The organism is Paramagnetospirillum kuznetsovii (genome assembly GCF_003284725.1).
In the GTDB taxonomy this organism is placed as follows: Bacteria; Pseudomonadota; Alphaproteobacteria; order Rhodospirillales; family Magnetospirillaceae; genus Phaeospirillum; species Phaeospirillum kuznetsovii.
In genome coordinates this window covers 93528-111445 of the sequence record NZ_PGTO01000001.1, presented here as the reverse complement: position 1 = coordinate 111445, position 17918 = coordinate 93528, and the positions used below count along the sequence as shown (strand labels likewise).

At 67.5% G+C, this 17918-nt stretch carries 13 protein-coding genes; 9 read left to right on the top strand and 4 right to left on the bottom strand.

What is annotated here, in order from left to right; all coding sequences use genetic code 11:
• The first annotated feature begins 20 nt into the window (after positions 1-20).
• On the top strand, positions 21-962 hold the full coding sequence (locus tag CU669_RS00455; protein WP_112141845.1) for a GDP-L-fucose synthase family protein: 942 nt from the start codon (positions 21-23) through the stop codon (positions 960-962).
• Here the strand turns inward: CU669_RS00455 and CU669_RS00450 are convergent.
• Complete coding sequence (locus tag CU669_RS00450; protein ID WP_161539551.1) at positions 947-2590, bottom strand: B12-binding domain-containing radical SAM protein; 1644 nt, start codon at positions 2588-2590, stop codon at positions 947-949. The genes CU669_RS00455 and CU669_RS00450 overlap by 16 nt on opposite strands.
• A gap of 432 nt (positions 2591-3022) precedes the next feature.
• Here CU669_RS00450 and CU669_RS00445 point away from each other — a divergent pair, with 432 nt between their 5' ends.
• Both CU669_RS00445 and CU669_RS00440 read left to right on the top strand, forming a co-directional pair.
• On the top strand, positions 3023-4909 hold the full coding sequence (locus CU669_RS00445; RefSeq protein ID WP_112141843.1) for a polysaccharide biosynthesis protein: 1887 nt from the start codon (positions 3023-3025) through the stop codon (positions 4907-4909).
• Entirely contained in the window at positions 4906-5571 is a 666-nt protein-coding gene (locus CU669_RS00440) for a YggS family pyridoxal phosphate-dependent enzyme (RefSeq protein ID WP_112141842.1), read from the top strand. The genes CU669_RS00445 and CU669_RS00440 overlap by 4 nt, the downstream gene beginning before the upstream one ends.
• On the opposite strand, the gene CU669_RS00435 is transcribed toward CU669_RS00440, so the two are convergent.
• From CU669_RS00435 to CU669_RS00425, 3 genes are all read right to left on the bottom strand, one after another.
• Positions 5562-6398 (bottom strand): polysaccharide deacetylase family protein, encoded by an 837-nt coding sequence (locus CU669_RS00435; RefSeq protein WP_161539550.1) that lies wholly within the window; start codon positions 6396-6398, stop codon positions 5562-5564. The genes CU669_RS00440 and CU669_RS00435 overlap by 10 nt on opposite strands.
• The gene (gene asnB, locus CU669_RS00430) at positions 6395-8152 is read right to left on the bottom strand and encodes an asparagine synthase (glutamine-hydrolyzing) (protein WP_112141840.1); all 1758 of its coding nucleotides are present in this window, start codon (positions 8150-8152) and stop codon (positions 6395-6397) included. The genes CU669_RS00435 and asnB (CU669_RS00430) overlap by 4 nt, the downstream gene beginning before the upstream one ends.
• A 70-nt stretch (positions 8153-8222) precedes the next feature.
• The gene (locus tag CU669_RS00425) at positions 8223-9122 is read right to left on the bottom strand and encodes a class I SAM-dependent methyltransferase (protein ID WP_112141839.1); all 900 of its coding nucleotides are present in this window, start codon (positions 9120-9122) and stop codon (positions 8223-8225) included.
• A gap of 50 nt (positions 9123-9172) precedes the next feature.
• Between CU669_RS00425 and CU669_RS00420 the strand changes: the two genes are divergently transcribed.
• The 6 genes from CU669_RS00420 to CU669_RS00395 all read left to right on the top strand — a co-directional run bounded on the left by CU669_RS00420 (position 9173) and on the right by CU669_RS00395 (position 17765).
• Positions 9173-10891, top strand: a complete 1719-nt coding sequence (locus CU669_RS00420) for a heparinase II/III domain-containing protein (RefSeq protein ID WP_112141838.1) — start codon at positions 9173-9175, stop codon at positions 10889-10891.
• 1 nt (position 10892) lies between these two features.
• Positions 10893-12785: an asparagine synthase (glutamine-hydrolyzing) gene (gene asnB, locus CU669_RS00415; RefSeq protein ID WP_161539549.1), complete on the top strand. Its 1893-nt coding sequence runs from the start codon at positions 10893-10895 to the stop codon at positions 12783-12785.
• Positions 12778-13731 carry a glycosyltransferase family 2 protein gene (locus CU669_RS00410; protein ID WP_161539548.1) on the top strand — a complete coding sequence of 318 codons (954 nt, stop codon included), beginning with the start codon at positions 12778-12780 and terminating at the stop codon, positions 13729-13731. The genes asnB (CU669_RS00415) and CU669_RS00410 overlap by 8 nt, the downstream gene beginning before the upstream one ends.
• Positions 13719-15599 (top strand): asparagine synthase (glutamine-hydrolyzing), encoded by a 1881-nt coding sequence (gene asnB / locus CU669_RS00405; RefSeq protein WP_112141835.1) that lies wholly within the window; start codon positions 13719-13721, stop codon positions 15597-15599. The genes CU669_RS00410 and asnB (CU669_RS00405) overlap by 13 nt, the downstream gene beginning before the upstream one ends.
• A gap of 139 nt (positions 15600-15738) precedes the next feature.
• Positions 15739-16845 (top strand): DegT/DnrJ/EryC1/StrS family aminotransferase, encoded by a 1107-nt coding sequence (locus CU669_RS00400; RefSeq protein WP_161539547.1) that lies wholly within the window; start codon positions 15739-15741, stop codon positions 16843-16845.
• A complete protein-coding gene (locus tag CU669_RS00395; RefSeq protein WP_112141833.1) occupies positions 16842-17765 on the top strand; it encodes a lipid II:glycine glycyltransferase FemX in 924 nt (307 codons plus the stop codon). The genes CU669_RS00400 and CU669_RS00395 overlap by 4 nt, the downstream gene beginning before the upstream one ends.
• The last annotated feature ends 153 nt before the right edge of the window (positions 17766-17918 follow it).

Below are 17918 nucleotides of genomic sequence, written 5' to 3'. Positions count from 1 at the left end.
GCCCGGTGAGGAGATCAGTCATGACATTCGACCTTAGGGGCAAGCGGGTCTGGGTGGCGGGCCATCGCGGCATGGCGGGCTCGGCCATTATCCGTCGCCTAGAACAAGAAGGCTGCGCGGTCCTGACCGTGGGGCGCGAGGACTTGGACCTGCGCCGCCAGTCCGAGGTCGAGGATTGGCTGGCCGCCAACAGGCCCGACGCGGTGTTCCTGTGCGCCGCCACGGTGGGCGGCATCATCGCCAACAGCACCCGCCCGGCCGAGTTCCTCTACGACAACATGGTCATCGAGGCCAATGTCATCCATGGCGCCTGGAAGGCGGGCGTCGCCAAGCTGCTGTTCCTGGGCTCCAACTGCATCTATCCGCGCGCGGCCGCCCAGCCGCTGGGCGAGGAGCTGCTGCTGACCGGGCCCCTGGAGCCCACCAACGAGTGGTACGCCGTCGCCAAGATCGCAGGCGTCAAGATGTGCCAGGCCTATCGCCGCCAATACGGCTGCGACTTCATCTCGGTGCTGCCCGCCAGCCTGTTCGGCCTGGGCGACCATTACGACCCGACCCAAAGCCATGTGGCCGCCGCGCTGACCATGCGCATCCACGACGCCAAGCGCCAGGGGCTGGAGGCGGTCACCCTGTGGGGCACCGGCACGCCGCTTCGTGAATTCCTCTATACCGAGGACATGGCCGACGGGGTGGTGTTCCTGATGAAGAGCTATTCCGGCGAGGAGATGCTCAACCTGGGCAGCGGGCTGGAATACTCCATCCGCCAATTGGCCGAAGCCATCGCCAAGGCAGTGGGCTGGACCGGCAATTTCGCGTTCGACACCACCAAGCCCGACGGCATGCCGCGCAAATTCCTGGATTCCGCCAAGGTCCACGCGCTCGGCTGGCGGGCATCGACCAGCTTGGCGGATGGATTGGCGGCCGCCTATTCCGACTATCTGGCGCGCTATTCCCCCGGCTGAGCCAGGGGAGTCGGAGCGGGCGGGGTTGGCGGAATGGTGCCCCGCTTGGGGCCGCTCACCAGTCCGAGCTTCCACATGTAATAGGTCCAGCCGCCGACGATGACGGTGAAGTCCAGCCGGGTCAGGTGGTCGATGGCGCGCTTGGTCAGATAGATGTTCTTGGCCAGGAAATGCAGCACCGGGTAATCCGGCTGCTCCTCGTCATAGCCGCGCACGAAGCCCAGTAGCCGGTCGAAGATCCATTTGGGCGGCTTGACCGTGCCCAGCACGTAATGCAGGACGTTGCCCATGGTCTTGCGGGTGTCCAGATAGGACGAGTTGATCTTGCGCGGGTCGCCCATTTCCGGATGGACGGCGAAATATTCCCACAGCTTGGTCTTGGGGAAGACCCGAAGCGAGAAGATGGTCAGGGTGAAGGGCCGGTCCAGCTCGTAGAGGAAGCGCAGGGTCTCGACGATGTCGCTGCGGGTTTCCAGAGGATTGTCGGCGATGATGTCGTAGGCGGGCGGGATCATGTCGTATTTGCGGGCGGCGGCGGCGAGAATGGACACCGAGGAGCGGATGCGCTCCACCTTGGTGTTGCGCTGATAGAAGGTCAGCATCTTCTCGTTGCCGCTCTGCATGCCCATGCGGGCGCGGTTCATGCCCGCCTCGGCCAGCATCTCGAACTTCTCGTGGGTGATGATGTTGGGATGGACTCCGAACACCACGAAGGGCAGGCCAATGCGCTGCTTGTACTTCTGGGCGAATTCGCGGATCACGTCCACCGGCAGGGCGATGAGGTTGTCGTCGTAGAAGGCGACGGTGGAAATATAGGGATGCGCCGCGATGCCCTCCTCGATCTCGTCGAGCAGGTAATCGACCGAGGGGAACCGCAGCTTGGTGTATTTCTTGTCCAGGGCGATGAAGGCGTCGTTGGCGCAGAAGGTGCACGAGAACGGACAGCCGATGGACCACACCGTGCGATAGGTCAGTCCCATGAACTGGGTATAGTCGAATTTGTCGAACGGCCGAAAATCGTGCTCCTTCAGGTCGTAGATTTCGCAATCCAGCCCGTAGAAGATATGGGGAAACGAATTCAGATCGGCCTGGCTGTTGAGCGGAAGCGCCGGAGTCTTGCGGATGCCGTCGGCCGTCTTGAACCACATGCCGGGCACCGCAGTGTAATCCTCGCCCGCCGTGAAGGCGCGATAAAACATCTCGAACGGCTTTTCGCCCTCGGCGACGCAGATGGCGTCGGCCACCGCCATGGCCTCTTCGGGATAGATGATGGGATGCACGCCGCCGAATAGCACGAAGGCCTTGGGATTGTGGCGGCGGATGCTGGCGATGATGGCTTCCACTTGCTTCGACGACGCCGTCATGGAGGAAAAGCAGATCAGGTCCGATCGGGCGAGACGCTTGCCCACCACCTCGGCATCCAGATCGCCGAAGCTGATCCGCTTGGACGGAAAGATATGGCTGACCAGCGAATAAAGATTGTCGGTGGCGATGAACAGGATGTCGGTGGCGGCGTCCAGGCCGCGCGCCACCGCCGCCACGCGACGAAACCCCAGGGCGGTGATGCCCGATTCCACGGACACGAAGGTCATCTTGCACGACCGGGGGGCGGCTGCGGCGGATGTCATGGGATTTTCATTCATCAAGAGGGCAATCCGGCAGGGACTTGTTGCGAATCATAGCCAATATAAAGTCGGTCCGGGCGATACTTCAAGGCTGGACCTTTCATTATCCGGACCTGCGGGTGTCGGGGCAAGGCGGAAACCGCCCGCCGGGTGTTTGATTCTGGCCCGTCGCCAGGGCCTGTGGTAGCGTCCCGGCGCTTTTTGGGCCAAGGCGCCTTTTCACGGAGATTCCGCCGTTCATGCACCGCTTGTCCGCAGCCGATCGTCTTCTCCCGGCTTTGGAGGCCTTGGTGATGCCGTCCTGGGCCCGGCTGCTGGAACAGGGGATCAGCCTGCCCCAGTGCCGGGGTGGGCGTGGCGGCGACCGAAATGGCATTTGCCCCGGTCGGGGAACGGGGTAAGTTCGGACCTGGGGTTCAGTAGCTTGGTGATTTGATGAAGGACGGGTTCTCGCGGGCTCATATCGCGTTCGGCCATGACGTGGTGATGGCGGCGCTGTCGTTCGTGCTGGCGCTGTATCTGCGCCTGGGCGACGAGATGGGCCGCTATTGGGGCAATGGCGACCTGTTGTTGGGCGCCGGGCTGTTCACCGCCGTCGCCGTGCCGGTCTTCCTGTCCCAGCGCCTGTATCGCGGCGTCTGGCGCTATGCCTCGGTCAGCGACATGACGGCCTTGGTGCGCGCCGCCACCCTGACGGTGCTGATCTTCATGGCGGTGCTGTTCCTGATGACGCGGCTGCAAAGCCTGCCGCGCTCGGTCCTGATCATCAATTGGTTCGTGCTGCTGACCCTGCTGGGCGGGCCGCGTTTTCTCTACCGCACCTTCAAGGACAAGGTCCAATCGGTGCGGGCCGCGCGCGGCGGCGCGATCCCGGTGCTGTTGGTGGGCGCCGGCGACGAAGCGGAACTGTTCATCCGCGCCACCCGCTCCGATCAGGCGGAATACCGCGCCGTCGGGCTGGTCAGCGAGCGCGGCGGCCGGGTGGGGCGCAATATCCATGGCGTCGACGTGCTGGGCGGTATCGATCAGTTGGACGAGGTCATCGCCGCGCTGACCCGGCGCGGCCAGGCGCCGCAACGGCTGATCATCACCGACCACCGCCTCGACGGCGCGGTGGTGCGCGAACTGTTGGACGCCGCCGACCGGCTGGGTCTGGGCTTGGCCCGCATTCCCCGCCTGACCGATCTCAAGGACGGGGTGGAGGAACGCCTCTCGCTGCGCTCCATCGCGGTGGAAGACCTGCTGGGTCGTCCGCAGTTGGCGCTGGATCGCGGCGGCATGGAACGCCTGATCCGGGGCCGCCGCGTCATGGTCACCGGGGCGGGCGGCAGCATCGGTTCCGAACTGGTGCGCCAGATCAGGGATTTCGGGCCGTCGCGCCTGGTCCTGTTCGAGGCCTGCGAGTTCAATCTCTACGCCATCGACCAGGAACTGTCGCAAGGCGGTGCCCAGATCGAGCATGTGCCGGTGGAGCATGTACCGGTCCTGGGCGATGTGCGCGACGCCGAACGGGTGGGCCAGGTCATGGCCGAGCACCGGCCGGACCTCGTGTTCCACGCCGCCGCCCTGAAACATGTTCCCATGGTGGAATACAATCCCGACGAGGGGCTGCTGACCAATGCGGTGGGCACGCGGATCGTGGTGGATGCCTGCATCCAGGCCAAGGTCGGGCTGATGGTGCAGATTTCCACCGACAAGGCGGTCAACCCCACCAATGTGATGGGGGCGTCCAAGCGGGTGGCGGAAATGTACGCCCAGGCGCTGGATCTGGCCCAGCCCGATGGCACCCGCTTCGTCACCGTGCGCTTCGGCAACGTGCTGGGCTCCACCGGCTCGGTGGTGCCGCTGTTCCAGAAGCAGTTGGAGGCCGGTGGCCCCATCACCGTGACCCATCCCGACATGACCCGCTATTTCATGACGGTCAGGGAAGCGGTGGAACTGGTGCTGCAGGCCTCCGCCTTCGGCGCCGGTCACCCTGATTATCGCGGCAAGATCTTCGTGCTCGACATGGGCGAGCCGGTGCGCATCGTCCATCTGGCGCGTCAGATGATCCGCCTCGCCGGTCTGCGCCCCGACAAGGACATCCAGATCACCTATACCGGCCTGCGCCCCGGCGAGAAGCTGTTCGAGGAAATCTTCCACGGCGCCGAGCCGCCGGTTCCCACCAGCCAACCCGGCATCCTGGTGGCGACGCCGCGTGCCGTCGATGCCGAGGAGCTGGGCCTGGCGCTCGATGATCTGTCGCAGGCCTGCCGCGCCCATCGGATCGAGCCCGCCGTGGCCATCCTCCGGCGCCTGGTGCCGGAATACCAGCCCACATGATCGCCGCCGCCCTTGCCGCCGTGCAAGACCGCATCAATGAGGCCGCCCGCGCCGCCGGGCGCGATCCCGATTCGGTCGCCTTGGTCGCCGTCAGCAAGACCCATCCCGCCGAGGCGGTGGAAGAGGCGGTCTTGGCCGGTCAGCTTGTGTTCGGCGAGAACCGGGTCCAGGAGGCCAAGGCCAAGTTCCCCGACCTGAAAGCGCGCTTCCCCCAACTGGAGCTGCACCTGATCGGGCCGCTGCAGACCAATAAGGTGCGCGAAGCGGTGGCGCTGTTCGACGTCATCGAGAGCATCGACCGCCCCAAGCTGGCCCGCGCCGTGGCCGACGAGATGGCCCGAATCGGCCGCAAGCCGCGCCTGCTGATCCAGGTCAATACCGGCCGCGAGGACCAGAAGGCCGGTTGCGATCCCGACCATGTGGATTCCCTGATCACCGTCTGCCGCGACCAGTACCATCTGGAGATCGAGGGACTGATGTGCATCCCGCCCGCCGAAGCCGACCCGGCCCCGCATTTCCGCCTGCTGGCCGAGATGGCGGCGCGCAACGGGCTGTCGGTTCTCAGCATGGGCATGAGCGGCGACTATCCCGCCGCCATCCGGGCGGGCGCCACCCATGTGCGGGTGGGCTCGGCCATTTTCGGCCATCGCGATTACGCCTGAACCATCCGATCCAGGTGCTGACGCTGCTCGCCATAGGCCAGGGCCAGGGCGCCGTCCACCGCCAGCATCCGCCACGTCGGAGTGGCCGCCAGATCCACATGATCGCCGCGCAAGGCCAGGGGGGCGGTGCCCTTGCCGTTGACGCCCCGCACCCCGGAGCGGCAATAGCGGTGATGGCGGCCGATCAGATGCAGGGACTCGGCGTCGATGCTGTCCACATCGCCGAAGGTGTAGGCGAACCAGTCCGGCGTTTCACCCAGCCGCGAACGAAGCGCCTCGGCGGCTTTCTCGATCTGCTCGGCCTTGGCGTCGGCGCTCAGTTCGGTCAGCCGGAGATGGTCGCTGGTATGGTTGCCGATGGTGTGGCCCAGAGTCACCAGCCGCTCCACCGCCGTCCAATCCATCAGCGGCTCGGGGGCGGGTTTGAGGCCGCGCAGCACATTGGCCGACACCGCCGCCGCCTGCTCGTCCTTCGATAGGTCCATCAGGCCGGGGCAGACGAAGAACAGGGCATGCGCCCCCAGCGGCGCCAGGATGGTCTCGGCCACCTCCAGATTGGAGGCGAAACCGTCGTCGAAGCTCAGCAGTACCGGCGGCAAACCGGGGCTTGCGCCGCCGTGGCGCAACCGGCTGGCCGCTTCCGCCGGGCCGATCAGGCGGTTCTCGGCGACCAGCCGTTCCACCAGCCGCCGCAGCGCCGCGCGCTGGGAATCCGGCACGTCGTGGAACATCAGGATGCGAAACGCCCCCGGCGGCCGGGGCAACAGCGGTCCCACCAGCCGCCATGCCGCTCCCGCCGGTCCCGCCAGGGTCTCGCGCAGGCTCATGACGACCCCATCTGAGCCGCGTGCACCCGCTTGGCCCAGCCGCGCAGCGAGGTCTCGCCCAACCATTGCGCCACCGGCACGGAAAAGCCGGTCTTGGGCCGGTTGAGAATGGATTCGGGCAGGGAAGGACTGGCGCACAAGGCCATGTCGCGCTTGGTGGGCGCCTTGTCGGCGGCGTGCAGCGCCATGACCCCGCGCAGCAGGGCGGTATCGACCAGCGGCACCCGGATTTCCAGGGAATGGGCCATGCCCGCCCAATCGGCGTCGCGCAGCAGCTGATTGCGCATGTAGAACTGCATTTCCAGCGCCGAGATGGCCAAATGGTCGTCGGCCATGCCCTCGGCCGCCTCGGCCAGCCGCAGACGAGGCGCCAGGGTTTCCAGACCGGCGCGGGCCATCTGGGCATCCATCACCTGATCCAGCTCCCACGGCATGAACAATCCGCGCCGCAGCAGATAGGCGTCGGACAGCGAGGTTCCGTATTCCAGCACGCCTGCCAATTTGGGCTTGCCCAGCAGGCGCTCGAAATTGGAGGCGACCCTGCGCAGGCCGCGCCCCAGCGACGGCACGGCGCCGAAGGGGCTCAACATGGACACCATCTTGGGGATGGCGCGGAAATTGTCGTAACCGGCGAACAGCTCGTCGCCGCCCAATCCCGACAGCGCCACCTTGAGGCCGCAGGCGGCGGCGGCGCGCGCCACGAACCACACATTGACGCCGTCGATGGAGGGCTGGTCCATGTCGGCCAGGATCCGGTCGCGCTGGGCCGCGAAGTCCGAGCCGGGAATGCGCACGGTGGTGTGGTCGGTGCCGAAGTGATGGGCCGCCAGTTCGGCCAGCGGCACTTCATCGCGCTCGTCGCCCTGGAACTCGGAAAAGCCCAGGGTGACCGACAGCAGCTGGCCCGGCGCCTGGCGGGCCGCCATGGCCGCGAGCGTGGTCGAGTCCAGTCCGGCCGACAGGAAGACGCCCACCGGCACGTCGGCGATCAGGTGATGGGCGACGGAATCTTCCAGCGCCGCCTTGAGATCGACGCCCGCCACCGGCTGGGGCCGCCGCAGCTCGGCCCCCAGATCGAAGAACACGCCGGTCTCGCGGCCGCCTTGCTTGTCCCACCATTCCCAGGTGCCGGGCTTCACGGCGCGGATGGCTTTGTACAGGGTATGGGGCTCGGGCACATGGCCCCACAGGAAGAACCCGGCATGACCGGCGGGATCGGGCCTCGTGTCCACCTTGCCGCCCGCCAGCAGCGCCTTGACCTGGGAGGCCAGCCGCACCGTCTTGCCGTCGTCGGCGACGTAAAGCGGCTTGATGCCCAGCCCGTCGCGCGCCGCCAGGATGCCCTTGCGCCGCTCGTCCCAGATCACCAGCGAGAACATGCCGCGCAAGCTGCCCAGCATGGCGGCGCCCTCGCGGCGATACATCTCCAGGATCACCTCGGTGTCCGAGCCGGAGCGGAACTTGACGCCCTGGGCTTCCAGACGCTTCTTCAAGAACCGGTAATTATAGATCTCGCCGTTGAAGACGATGACGGCATCGCCCTCGGCGCTGGCCATGGGCTGGGTGCCCAGATCGGTCAGGTCGATGATGGACAGGCGCCGATGCCCCAGCACGACGCGGCCGTAATCGCCCATCCAGGCGCCGCTGCCGTCCGGCCCCCGCTTGGTCATGGCGTCGCGGATGCGGAGCATCTCCATGGGATCGACCAAGTGCGCGTCGGGTCCATGGGCGAAGATGGCGGCGATACCACACATGCGGGGGATGACTCTCCGGTGGCGGGCGGGCGTCCGCCAGCCTTACCCCATTTCCCCAGCGGGTTCCAGTCTAACGGGTCGGCTTGCGGGCCGAGATATGCCAGGCGAAGCCCATGATCTTGCCCAAGGCAAGCTCCAGCGGCGACTGGATGGGCCAGGGCTCGCCATAGACCAGCACGCCACCGGGATGGGTGCCGTAGCGCTTGATCTGGTATTTGCGATAAAGGCGGCCCAGCTTGGGCACCAGATACCAGTAGAACTCGCCCTTGCGCATGGTCAGCGACTCGAAGCCCTGGAACAGGCGGCGGATGCCGTCGGCGGTGTAGCAACGGGTGAAGGGATTGGCCACGGTCTGGCGGTTCTTGCCGCCCCATTCGGTGGCCTTGCCCAGCCAGTTGCGGTCCTTGAACAGCTTGCCCTGAAGGATGCCCACCGGCAGCACCATGTTGATCCAGTAATGCCACGAGCTTTTGCAGTACAGCAGGATCACCGCCTTGCCGCCGGGCTTGAGCACGCGGTAAACCTCGGCGAAGGCCTTTTCCGTATCGGCGGTGTGGTGCAGCACTCCGTTGGAATAGACGATGTCGAAACTGTCATCGGCGAAGGGCAGGTTCTCGGCGTCGCCTTGCAGTGCATGGCAGCCTTCGGCCCCCATCAGGCGGAACTTGGCCTCGGTGGCCCTGGCCCGGGCATTGGTGAGATCCACCGAGGTCATCCGCGCGCCATGCTTGGCGAACAGGGCGGAATGGCCGCCGGCGCCGGGGCCGATTTCCAGGACTTTCTTGCCCGCCAGCTCGGCCAGCGGCATCTCGACCACCGCCAGATGCTCGCGGTAGCGGAACATGTCTTCCAGATCGTCCAGCGCCGCCATAAGGTCGGCCCGCGTCAGCCCGGCGTCCACATCCTCGTAGAGCGAGTCGTACAGGGACTTCCAGAAGGCCTGAATGTCGGACTTGGCGGGAGCGGGCATGGTGCGTTCCTCTATAGCGTCCGGCCCTTCTCTCCGCTACAAGCTTTTTCATGTCCAATGCGATCACCCGCAAGCTGCGTCAACTGTCCGACGACCCGGTGCTGCGCCGCTGGCTGGCGCTGCGCCTGTTGCGTCTGACGCCGGGCGAGCCCCGCTTCACCCCCCATCTGCCGCCCAGCCTGGGGCCGGATTGGAACGGGCTGGACGCGGAAATCCCGCCGGTGGTGTTCTCGGCCCTGCCCCAGGGCGCGCCCAAGGGCCGCCTGACCCTGCGGCTGCCCGGCCAGAATGTCGAGATCGAGCCGGGGGGCGAGGCGGCGGCGGTGGCGCGGGCCTATGACGATCCCGAGACCCAGTTGGGGCTGCACCGCTTCGCCTGGGTGCCGCTGATGAAATCCTCGGACGACGCCCGCTGGGTGGGGTCCATGTGGGCGGCGTGGCGCGCCCGATTCGGCACGCCCGATTCGTCTTGGGCCTGGCATCCCTATACGGCGGCCGAGCGGGCCATCAACCTGCTGGCCTTCGTCAACCGTCACGGCCTGCCCGGCCCGGCCGAGGACACCCTGGCGGTGCTGGCCGCCCATGCCCCGGCCATGGCGGCGCGGCTGGAATATTTCGGCGAGCACCATACCTCGAACCACCTGTTCAACAATGGCCGCGGCCTCTATCTGCTGGGCCTCGCCCTCGGCCTGCCCCGGACCGTCGAGACCGGCGCCCGCGTCCTGCTGGGCGAGCTGGTCCGTATCTTCCGCCTGTCCGGCGTGCTGCGGGAAGGATCGACCCATTACCATCTGCTGCTGACCCGATCCCTGGCCAGCGTCTGGCTGGGGGCCCGCGCCCATGGCCGCCCCGAGGCGGAAGCCTTCGAGAAATCCTTGCGCCGGGCGGTCGCCGCCCTGCCCCATTTCGATCTGCCGGGGCGCTTTCCCCTGGTGGGCGACATCTCGCCCGATTGCCCGCCCGATCACCTGTTCTGCCTGATGCCGGGCGGCGACCGCCGGTCCGGCTGGATGGAACTGCTGACCCCCGACGACCGGGTGCGGCTGGCCACCGTGCTGGACAGCGTCGCGCCCTCGGACTCCCTGGCGGACGACGGCTGGCTGAAAGCCGGGTTCGGCGACTGGACCGGATTGTGGCATGCCGATCCCGACGGCTGGAGCCAGATGCCCGGCCATGGCCACCAGGATTGCGGCGGCTTCGAGCTGCATTTCGAGCGCGAGCCGGTCTTCGTCGATCTGGGACGCGGCAGCTATGCGGTGGCGGGCGAGGCCGACGAGATGGTTTCGGCCCGCGCCCATAACGGCCTGTCGGTGGACGGGCTTGATCCCTATCCCGCCAACAAGCCCTATTACGCACCGGCCTTCCGCCGCAAGGTGGCGGGCGAGCCGCCCCGGCTGGAAAAGCGGGATGACGGCGTCGCGCTGAGCTTCGAGGGCTTTCGCCGCCTAAGCGGCGTTGGGGCGGTGACGCGGATTTGGCGTTTCGCAGGGCGAAATCTGGAAATCGCCGATAGCGTGGCGGGCAAGGGCGTCCATGTCCTGATCCGCCGCCTGCACACCACTTGCACGGTGGAGCGGCTGGACGGAGGGGTTCGGCTCGGCGCACCGGGCGGGCGGCGCTTCACCATCCATGCGCCGGGGGCCGAGATCGCGGTTTCCGACACCATCGTATGGAGCGCCTATGGGGTGGGACGCCCGGCGACCCGATTGGAATTCACCGCCACCGCGCCGCTGCCCTGGACCGGCACCATTACCGTGGAGGCCGATTGACATGTGCGGCCTCGCCGGACTGTTCCTGCCCGCATCCGCCCCCGTGGCCGAGGCCGACATCGCCGCCATGCTGCGCGTCATGCGCCATCGCGGTCCCGACGGCACCGGCATTCATGTCTCCCACGATCACCGCTTCCAGGCGGGCTTCACCCGGCTGGCCATCATCGATCTGGCCACCGGCGATCAGCCGCTGGTGCGGGGCGGCGGCGAATTGGTGCTGCTGGGCAATGGCGAGGTCTACAACTACCGTGAACTGCGTTCGGAGTTGAGCGCGCGGGGCCATGCCTTCAAGACGCAGGGCGACATGGAAGCGGCGCTGGAGCTGTTCCACGCCAAGGGCGGCGATTTCGTCCACGGCCTCAACGGCATGTACGCCATGGCGCTGTATGAGCGCGACGCCCACCGGCTGCTTTTGCTGCGCGACCGGCTCGGCATCAAGCCGCTGTACTGGACGCGGGTCCGGGGCGGCGGGGTTCTGTTCGCCTCCGAGATCAAGGCGCTGTTCGCCTCGGGCCGTGCCGCGCCCGAGATCGACGAGACCAGTGTCGCCGCCTATCTGGGCCACGGCTACGTGCCCGCCCCCGCCACCTTGTACAAGGGCGTATTCAAGCTGCCGCCCGCCTCGCTGATGACGGTGGAGGCCAACGGCGAGATCAGAATCGAGCGCTATTGGCGCGCCTCTCCCGCCGCCGATCTGCCCCAGGACGAAGCCGGGATCAAGGCGCGGCTGGTGGAGATTCTCGACGACGCGGTGGGGCTGCAACTGCGCTCCGACGTGCCGGTGGGCGCCATGCTGTCGGGCGGCATCGATTCCGGCCTGCTGGTAGCGCTGGCGGCGCGTCGGCTGGACCGGCCCCTGAAGACCTATACGGTGCGCTTTTCGGGTGCCAGGGTGGACGAGACGCCTCTGGCCGCCCAGGTGGCGGCGCGCTACGGCACCGACCATACGGTGTTCGAACTGTCCACCGATTCCGCCGCTCAACTGCTGCCGCGGTTGTGCTGGCACGCCGACGAACCGCTGGCCGATGCCAGCCTGCTGCCCAATCATCTGATCAACGAAGTGATCGGCCGCGAGACCCGCGTGGTGCTGAACGGCACCGGCGGCGACGAGCTGTTCGGCGGCTATGGCCGCTATTTCCGCCTTCCGGTGGAGGCGCGTTACCTCACGCTGCCCCGGACGCTGCGCAAGCTGGCGGAAGCCGTGGTGGGCACCGCCAATCCCTTCCTGGCGTGGCAACTGGCCCGCGCCGAGAAGTTCGACGGCAATCGCGGCGCCTATCTGTTCGACCATTGCACCTTGTTCCCGCCGCCGGTCATGGCGCTGCTGGGCGGCAAGCTGGCTTTGCCCCATCCCGCCCAGGCCGGGTTCTTCGCCCAATACGCCGGACCGGCCGACAGCGCCGCCCTTTATGCCGAGCTCAACACCTATCTGCCGGAAGACCTGCTGTGCCTGCTGGACCGCACCACCATGGCGCATAGCGTCGAGGGCCGGGTGCCGCTGCTGGATCACCGGCTGGTGGAGGCCGCCCTGGCGGTTCCGCCCGAAATCCGCAATCCGGGCGGGCGGCAGAAGGCGCTGGAGCGCGCCATCGCCGCCGATTACCTGCCGGACTCCCTGCTGAGCGCGCCCAAGCAGGGCTTCGCCTCGCCGGTCCCCGCCTGGTTCGAGACCGGCGGCCTCGCCCCCCTGGCGCGGCGCCTGCTGACACGCAAGCAAAGCCTGGACCGGGGTTGGTGGAGCAAGGACGGAATCGAGCGCCTGTTGGCCCAACCCGGCCGCCACGCCTTCCGGCTTTACGCCCTGCTGGCGCTGGAGCTGACGGTGCGGCTTCACGGCGAGGGTTCTTATGGCGAGGCCCCCACCGCCAGTCTGGCGGAGATGGCCGATGGCTGATCTCGCCGACGTCTCCGTCATCATGCCCGCCTATAATTCGGCCGCGACCATCACCCGCGCCCTGGCCTCCATCGCCGCCCAGGAGGTCAGGCCGAAAGAGGTCATCGTGGTGGACGACGGCTCCACCGACGACACAATCGAACGCATCAAGAGCATGGCGGGTCGCATGAATGGCATCCATTTGCGCGCCTTCACCCAGGCCAACCAGGGGGCGGGGGCGGCGCGCAACCGGGCCATCGCGGCGGCCACCGGCACATGGCTGGCCTTCTTGGATTCCGACGACGAATGGCTGCCCGCCAAGCTGCGCCGCAGCCTGGAGGTCAGCGAGGGCGGCGGCCTGATCATGTCGTCGCACAATCTGTTCAATATCGGCCCCGACGGCACCGAGACCCTGAACGACAGCCGGGCGCGCTGGCTGCGCGACCCCGATGATCCCTACCGCACCCTGTTCCTGCGCGGCTTCATCTCGTCGTCCACCGTGCTGGTGCGCCGCGACGCGGTGGTGGCGGTGGGCGGTTTCGACGCCACCCTGCGCTCGGCCCAGGATTACGAGCTGTGGCTGGCGGTGCTGGCGACGGCGGGGAACCGCTTCGAGACCTTCGCCGACCCGCTGCTGCGTTACACCCTGGCGCCGGAAGGCATCACCAGCCGCATCGACCGCAAGGTGGCCTGCTCGCTGGCCATCCTGCGTCGTCACATGGGGGTGCTGAAGCGTCTGCCCGGCCCCGTGGTGGCACCGCTGCTGCTGCGCAGTCTGATCATCCATTACGAGGCGGTCCAAGGCTATCGGGCGCGGGGCGAATGGGGCGCCGCCCTGCTGCAGCTTGTCCTTTTGCCGTTTCGCACAGTGGAATTGCTGGCGCGCCTGCCCTTCGCCACCGGCGAGCGGCCCGACTTTCTCGCCCGGCTCGGTCCCGCCCAGGAGGTGCCGTTATGTGCGGCATAGCCGGAGCCTCCAATGCTTCGCCCCAACTGCTGAGCGGCATGCTGGAGCGCCTCGCCCATCGCGGCCCCGACGGCCAGGGGAGCTTTGTTTGCGAGCGGACCGGCTTCGGCCTCGCCCATGGCCGCCTCGCGGTGATCGACCTGTCCGAGGGCGGCCGCCAGCCCATGGCGTCGGATTGCGGCCGCTGGGTCATCGCCTTCAACGGCGAGATCTACAACCACGCCGAACTGCGCGCCGAGTTGGAAGGGCGCGGGCATTCGTTTCGCAGTCACAGCGATACCGAGGTGCTGCTGACCCTGCTGGCGGAAAAGGGCGAAGCGGCGCTGGACCGGCTGGTGGGCATGTTCGCCTTCGCCCTGCTGGACCGCGCCAACGGATCGGTGCTGCTGGCCCGCGACCGGGTGGGGATCAAGCCGCTGGTCTGGGCGGAGCTTCCCGGCGGCGGTCTGGCCTTCGCCTCGGAAATCCGCAGCCTAAGTCTGGTTCCCGGTGTGGATTTGACCATGGACCGACAGGCGCTGTCGGACTTCCTCGCCTGCCTCTATGTCCCGGCGCCCCGCACCCTGCATGCCGGAATCAAGAAGCTTGCCCCCGGCCATTGGCTGCGCTTCACCCCGGGAAAGCCGGTGGAGATCCGTCCATGGTGGCGGCCCGCCTTCACCGGCGAGCGCGATCTCACCACCGATCAGGCGGTTGAGGAACTGATGCCGGTGCTGACCCAGGCGGTGCGGTCCTGCATGGTGGCCGACGTGCCGGTGGGCTGTTTCCTGTCGGGCGGCGTCGATTCCTCGGTCATCGCCGCTTTGATGGCGAAGGAGCGCGGCCGGGACGCGGTGTCCAGCTTCACCATGACCTTCGATCAGGCCGCCTATGACGAGCGCGACGCCGCCAAGGCGGTGTCGGAGCATGTGGGCACCCGTCACACCGAGCTGCCCGCCTCGGCCGATCTGGTTGGCGGGCTGGACCGCATGATCGCGGCGTTCGGCGAGCCGTTCGGCAATCCCACCGCGCTCCTGATCGGCGATCTGTCGGCCAGCGCCCGGCGCCATGTCACCGTCGCCCTGGTGGGCGATGGCGGCGACGAGGTGTTCGCCGGTTATCCCCGCTATCACGGCGGCCTGCTGGCGGCCCAGTGGCGGCGCATTCCGGCGATCTTGCGCAAGGGGCTGATCGAACCGGCGGCGCGGCTGCTGCCGGAAAGCAATTCCGGCAACCACACCCTGCGGCGCATCCGCGAATTCATCGCCGGAGCCGGTCTGCCCGATGCCGAGATGTATGCCTCCTGGGTGGAGTATTTCAGCCCCGCCGAGCGCCGCGCCCTGCTGGGCGGCGGTCCGGTGTCGCGGCCCATCGCTGATATCTACCGCGCCACCGGGCGGGGCAATGCCCTGGACGCCATGCAGGAAACCGACCTTCTCGCCTTCCTGCCCGGCAATCTGATGGCCTATGGTGACGCCATGAGCATGATGCATGCCCTGGAACTGCGCCTGCCGCTGCTGGACCATCGCCTGATCGAGCTGGTCCAGCGCCTGTCGGCCGCCACCCGCTTCGCCGCCGGCAAGAAGACCCTGCTGAAGGCGGCGGCGCGCCGCCTGCTGCCCACCGCCATCGTCGACCGTCCCAAACTGGGCTTCAATCCGCCCATGGGACTGTGGCTGCGGAACGAACTGGCGGGCATGGTGGCCGAACGATTGGTGCCCGACCGCATGACCGCCCTCGGCCTGGACTGGAGCGCGGTGGAGCGCCTGCTGGCCGAGCACCGGGCCGGACGGCGCGACGTGTCGCTACCGGTCTGGGCTTTGCTGGTGCTGGAACGCTGGCAGGCCAATGTGGAAAACGAGGCAACCTCCCAGATGAAAACAGCATGACTATGGCCACAGATGAACACAGATACCCGCGATGCGGGACACAGATGATGACGTCATCTGTGTCCATCTGTGGTCATCCGTGGCTGAAGCTCTTGGACCGCCATGGCCCTCGCCTGCCATTCAATGGGGCGTTCGTCCCATGATCACCACCGCGCCGCTGCCCAGCTGGGGCGATCTGTTTCGCGCTACCCGCGCCGTCGCCGCCGATCCGGTCATCATCTCGCCCTGGCTGAAGCCGTGGGACAGCGGCTTTCTGTCGCCGCGGTCCAGCTGGTCGCTGGCGGCCTTGGCCGAGGCAGTCGCCAGGCGCCACGGCCTGCCCGCCCGCGTGCTGTTGCCCGGCTGGATCTGCAATCAGTCCCTGTGGCCGCTGCGCCAGACCGGGGCGGAACCGGTCTTCCTGCCGGTGCTGGCCGATGGCAGCATGGATTGGCGCGCCGCCGAATCGCTCGGCACCCTGGACATCGTGGTGGTGGTCCATACCTTCGGCTCTCCCGTCCCGATGAAGGCCGCCCGCGATTTCGCCAACAGCCGTAACGCCCTGCTGGTCGAGGACGCCGCCCATCTGCTGATGCCCATTGCCGGCGCCCATGATGTCGGTGACGTGGTGCTGTATTCGCCGCACAAGCTGCTGCCCGCTCCGGAAGGCGGCATCGTGGTGGTGCGTCCCCGCGCCGAGGGATTGAGTGACGAGATCGGCGCCGCGCTCGGCCGCGCCGCCGACGCGGCCAACGACTGGAAGTGGTTGGCAAAGCGCATGGTCCAGGGCATGATTCCCGACCGCCTGCGTCCGTTCATGCCCCAGGGCGGCCAGGAGGATTTCCTCTCCGATCCACCGACCCAACCCATGGCGCCGCCCGTATCCCCGTCGGAGATTTCGCGCCGCCTGCTGGCCACCCATTCGCTGGACCATGAGGCGGCCCGCCGCCGCGTCAACGAGGCCGCCCTGCGCGAGGTGATCCGGAAGACGCCCGATCTGCGTCCGCTTTATCACGCCGACGAGGCCATTCCCTATCGGCTGGCGATGCGCGCCACCTCGCCCCAGGCGGCGGCCAAGCTCTACGACGCCTTGCGCGCCGCCCATTTGCCGGTGGAGACCTGGCCCGACCTGCCGCCCGAGGTCGCCGCCGATCCCCGCCATGCCGAAGGTGCCGTGGCGCTGCGCCGCTCGGTGCTGCTGCTGCCGGTGCACGGGGCGCTGGACCCCGACCGGCTGGCGGCGGCCTATGCCAAGGTGCTGAAATGAGTCTGCTGGTCGCCTGGGACGTCACCGACCGCGCCGAATGGGAGGATCTGTTCGCCCAGGCGGGCTGGTCGACCCTGGTGCAAAGCTGGGCCTATGGCGAGGCCAAGCGGGCGGTGGAAGGCTGGCGGCCGCGCCGCGCCGTGGTGAGCTGGGCCGGTCAGCCGGTGGCCTTGGCCCAGGTGCTGGAGAAACGAATGGGAGGCCTCGTGCGGGTGGGCCGTCTCAATCGCGGCCCCGTCTGGCTGCGCGAGATGTCGGTGGCCGACAAATTGGTGGTGATCGACGCACTGCGCAAACGCTGGCGCTGGTTCAATCTGGGGGCATTGTCGCTGGCCCCCGAACTGCCCGAGGGCACACTGGTGCCGGGCTTTCGCCGCCGGGGCGGCGACCCCTGGTGCTCCGCCTGGATCGACCTGTCCCAGGGGCCGGAGGCCTTGCGCAAGCGGCTTGACGGCAAGTGGCGCAACATGCTGAACGCGGCGGAAAAGTCCTCGCTGCTGGTGGAGGCCTCGCCCGACTATCGGCCCTGGATGCTGGCCCGCTATTGCGAACTGCTGGAAGACAAGGGCTTTGGCGCCACCCCGCCCGCTTTGATCGAGGCCCTGGCCGCCCATGCCCATCGTCCCGACGACATGCTGGTGCTCAAGGCATCCAGCGGCCACGATCCGGTGGCGGGCATCCTGCTGGCCCGGCATGGCAACGCCGCCACCTATCTGATCGGCTGGAACGGCGATGCCGGGCGCAAGCTCAAGGCCAACAACCGCCTGCTGTGGGAAGCCGTGGTGGAATTGCCCAGGCGCGGCGTGCGCTGGCTCGATCTCGGCGGCATCGACGACAAGCTGACGCCCGGCATCGCCGCCTTCAAGCGCGGCATGAACGGCGAGGAGTACCGACTCGCCGGGGAGTTCATGGGGCTTTAGGGTATTCGCACTTAAGCTGAATCGGAAAGTCGAAAAACTCTCAAACCCGAGCGGCGCTGGTCAAGGCTGTCGGCTATGTGATGAATCCGCGCCGCATCATCCGCACGCTCAAGACCATCTTCGGCGACGGTGCCGGAACATCGGCTGAAGGAC

Coding starts and splice junctions, on each gene's coding strand:
- CU669_RS00410 (WP_161539548.1), top strand. CDS start 12,778: ATGGCTGATCTCGCCGACGTCTCCGTCATCATGCCCGCCTATAATTCG.
- CU669_RS00425 (WP_112141839.1), bottom strand. CDS start 9,122: ATGCCCGCTCCCGCCAAGTCCGACATTCAGGCCTTCTGGAAGTCCCTG.
- CU669_RS00450 (WP_161539551.1), bottom strand. CDS start 2,590: ATGACATCCGCCGCAGCCGCCCCCCGGTCGTGCAAGATGACCTTCGTG.
- CU669_RS00440 (WP_112141842.1), top strand. CDS start 4,906: ATGATCGCCGCCGCCCTTGCCGCCGTGCAAGACCGCATCAATGAGGCC.
- CU669_RS00395 (WP_112141833.1), top strand. CDS start 16,842: ATGAGTCTGCTGGTCGCCTGGGACGTCACCGACCGCGCCGAATGGGAG.
- asnB (WP_112141835.1), top strand. CDS start 13,719: ATGTGCGGCATAGCCGGAGCCTCCAATGCTTCGCCCCAACTGCTGAGC.
- CU669_RS00455 (WP_112141845.1), top strand. CDS start 21: ATGACATTCGACCTTAGGGGCAAGCGGGTCTGGGTGGCGGGCCATCGC.
- CU669_RS00445 (WP_112141843.1), top strand. CDS start 3,023: ATGAAGGACGGGTTCTCGCGGGCTCATATCGCGTTCGGCCATGACGTG.
- asnB (WP_112141840.1), bottom strand. CDS start 8,152: ATGTGTGGTATCGCCGCCATCTTCGCCCATGGACCCGACGCGCACTTG.
- CU669_RS00400 (WP_161539547.1), top strand. CDS start 15,739: ATGATCACCACCGCGCCGCTGCCCAGCTGGGGCGATCTGTTTCGCGCT.
- CU669_RS00435 (WP_161539550.1), bottom strand. CDS start 6,398: ATGAGCCTGCGCGAGACCCTGGCGGGACCGGCGGGAGCGGCATGGCGG.
- asnB (WP_161539549.1), top strand. CDS start 10,893: ATGTGCGGCCTCGCCGGACTGTTCCTGCCCGCATCCGCCCCCGTGGCC.
- CU669_RS00420 (WP_112141838.1), top strand. CDS start 9,173: ATGTCCAATGCGATCACCCGCAAGCTGCGTCAACTGTCCGACGACCCG.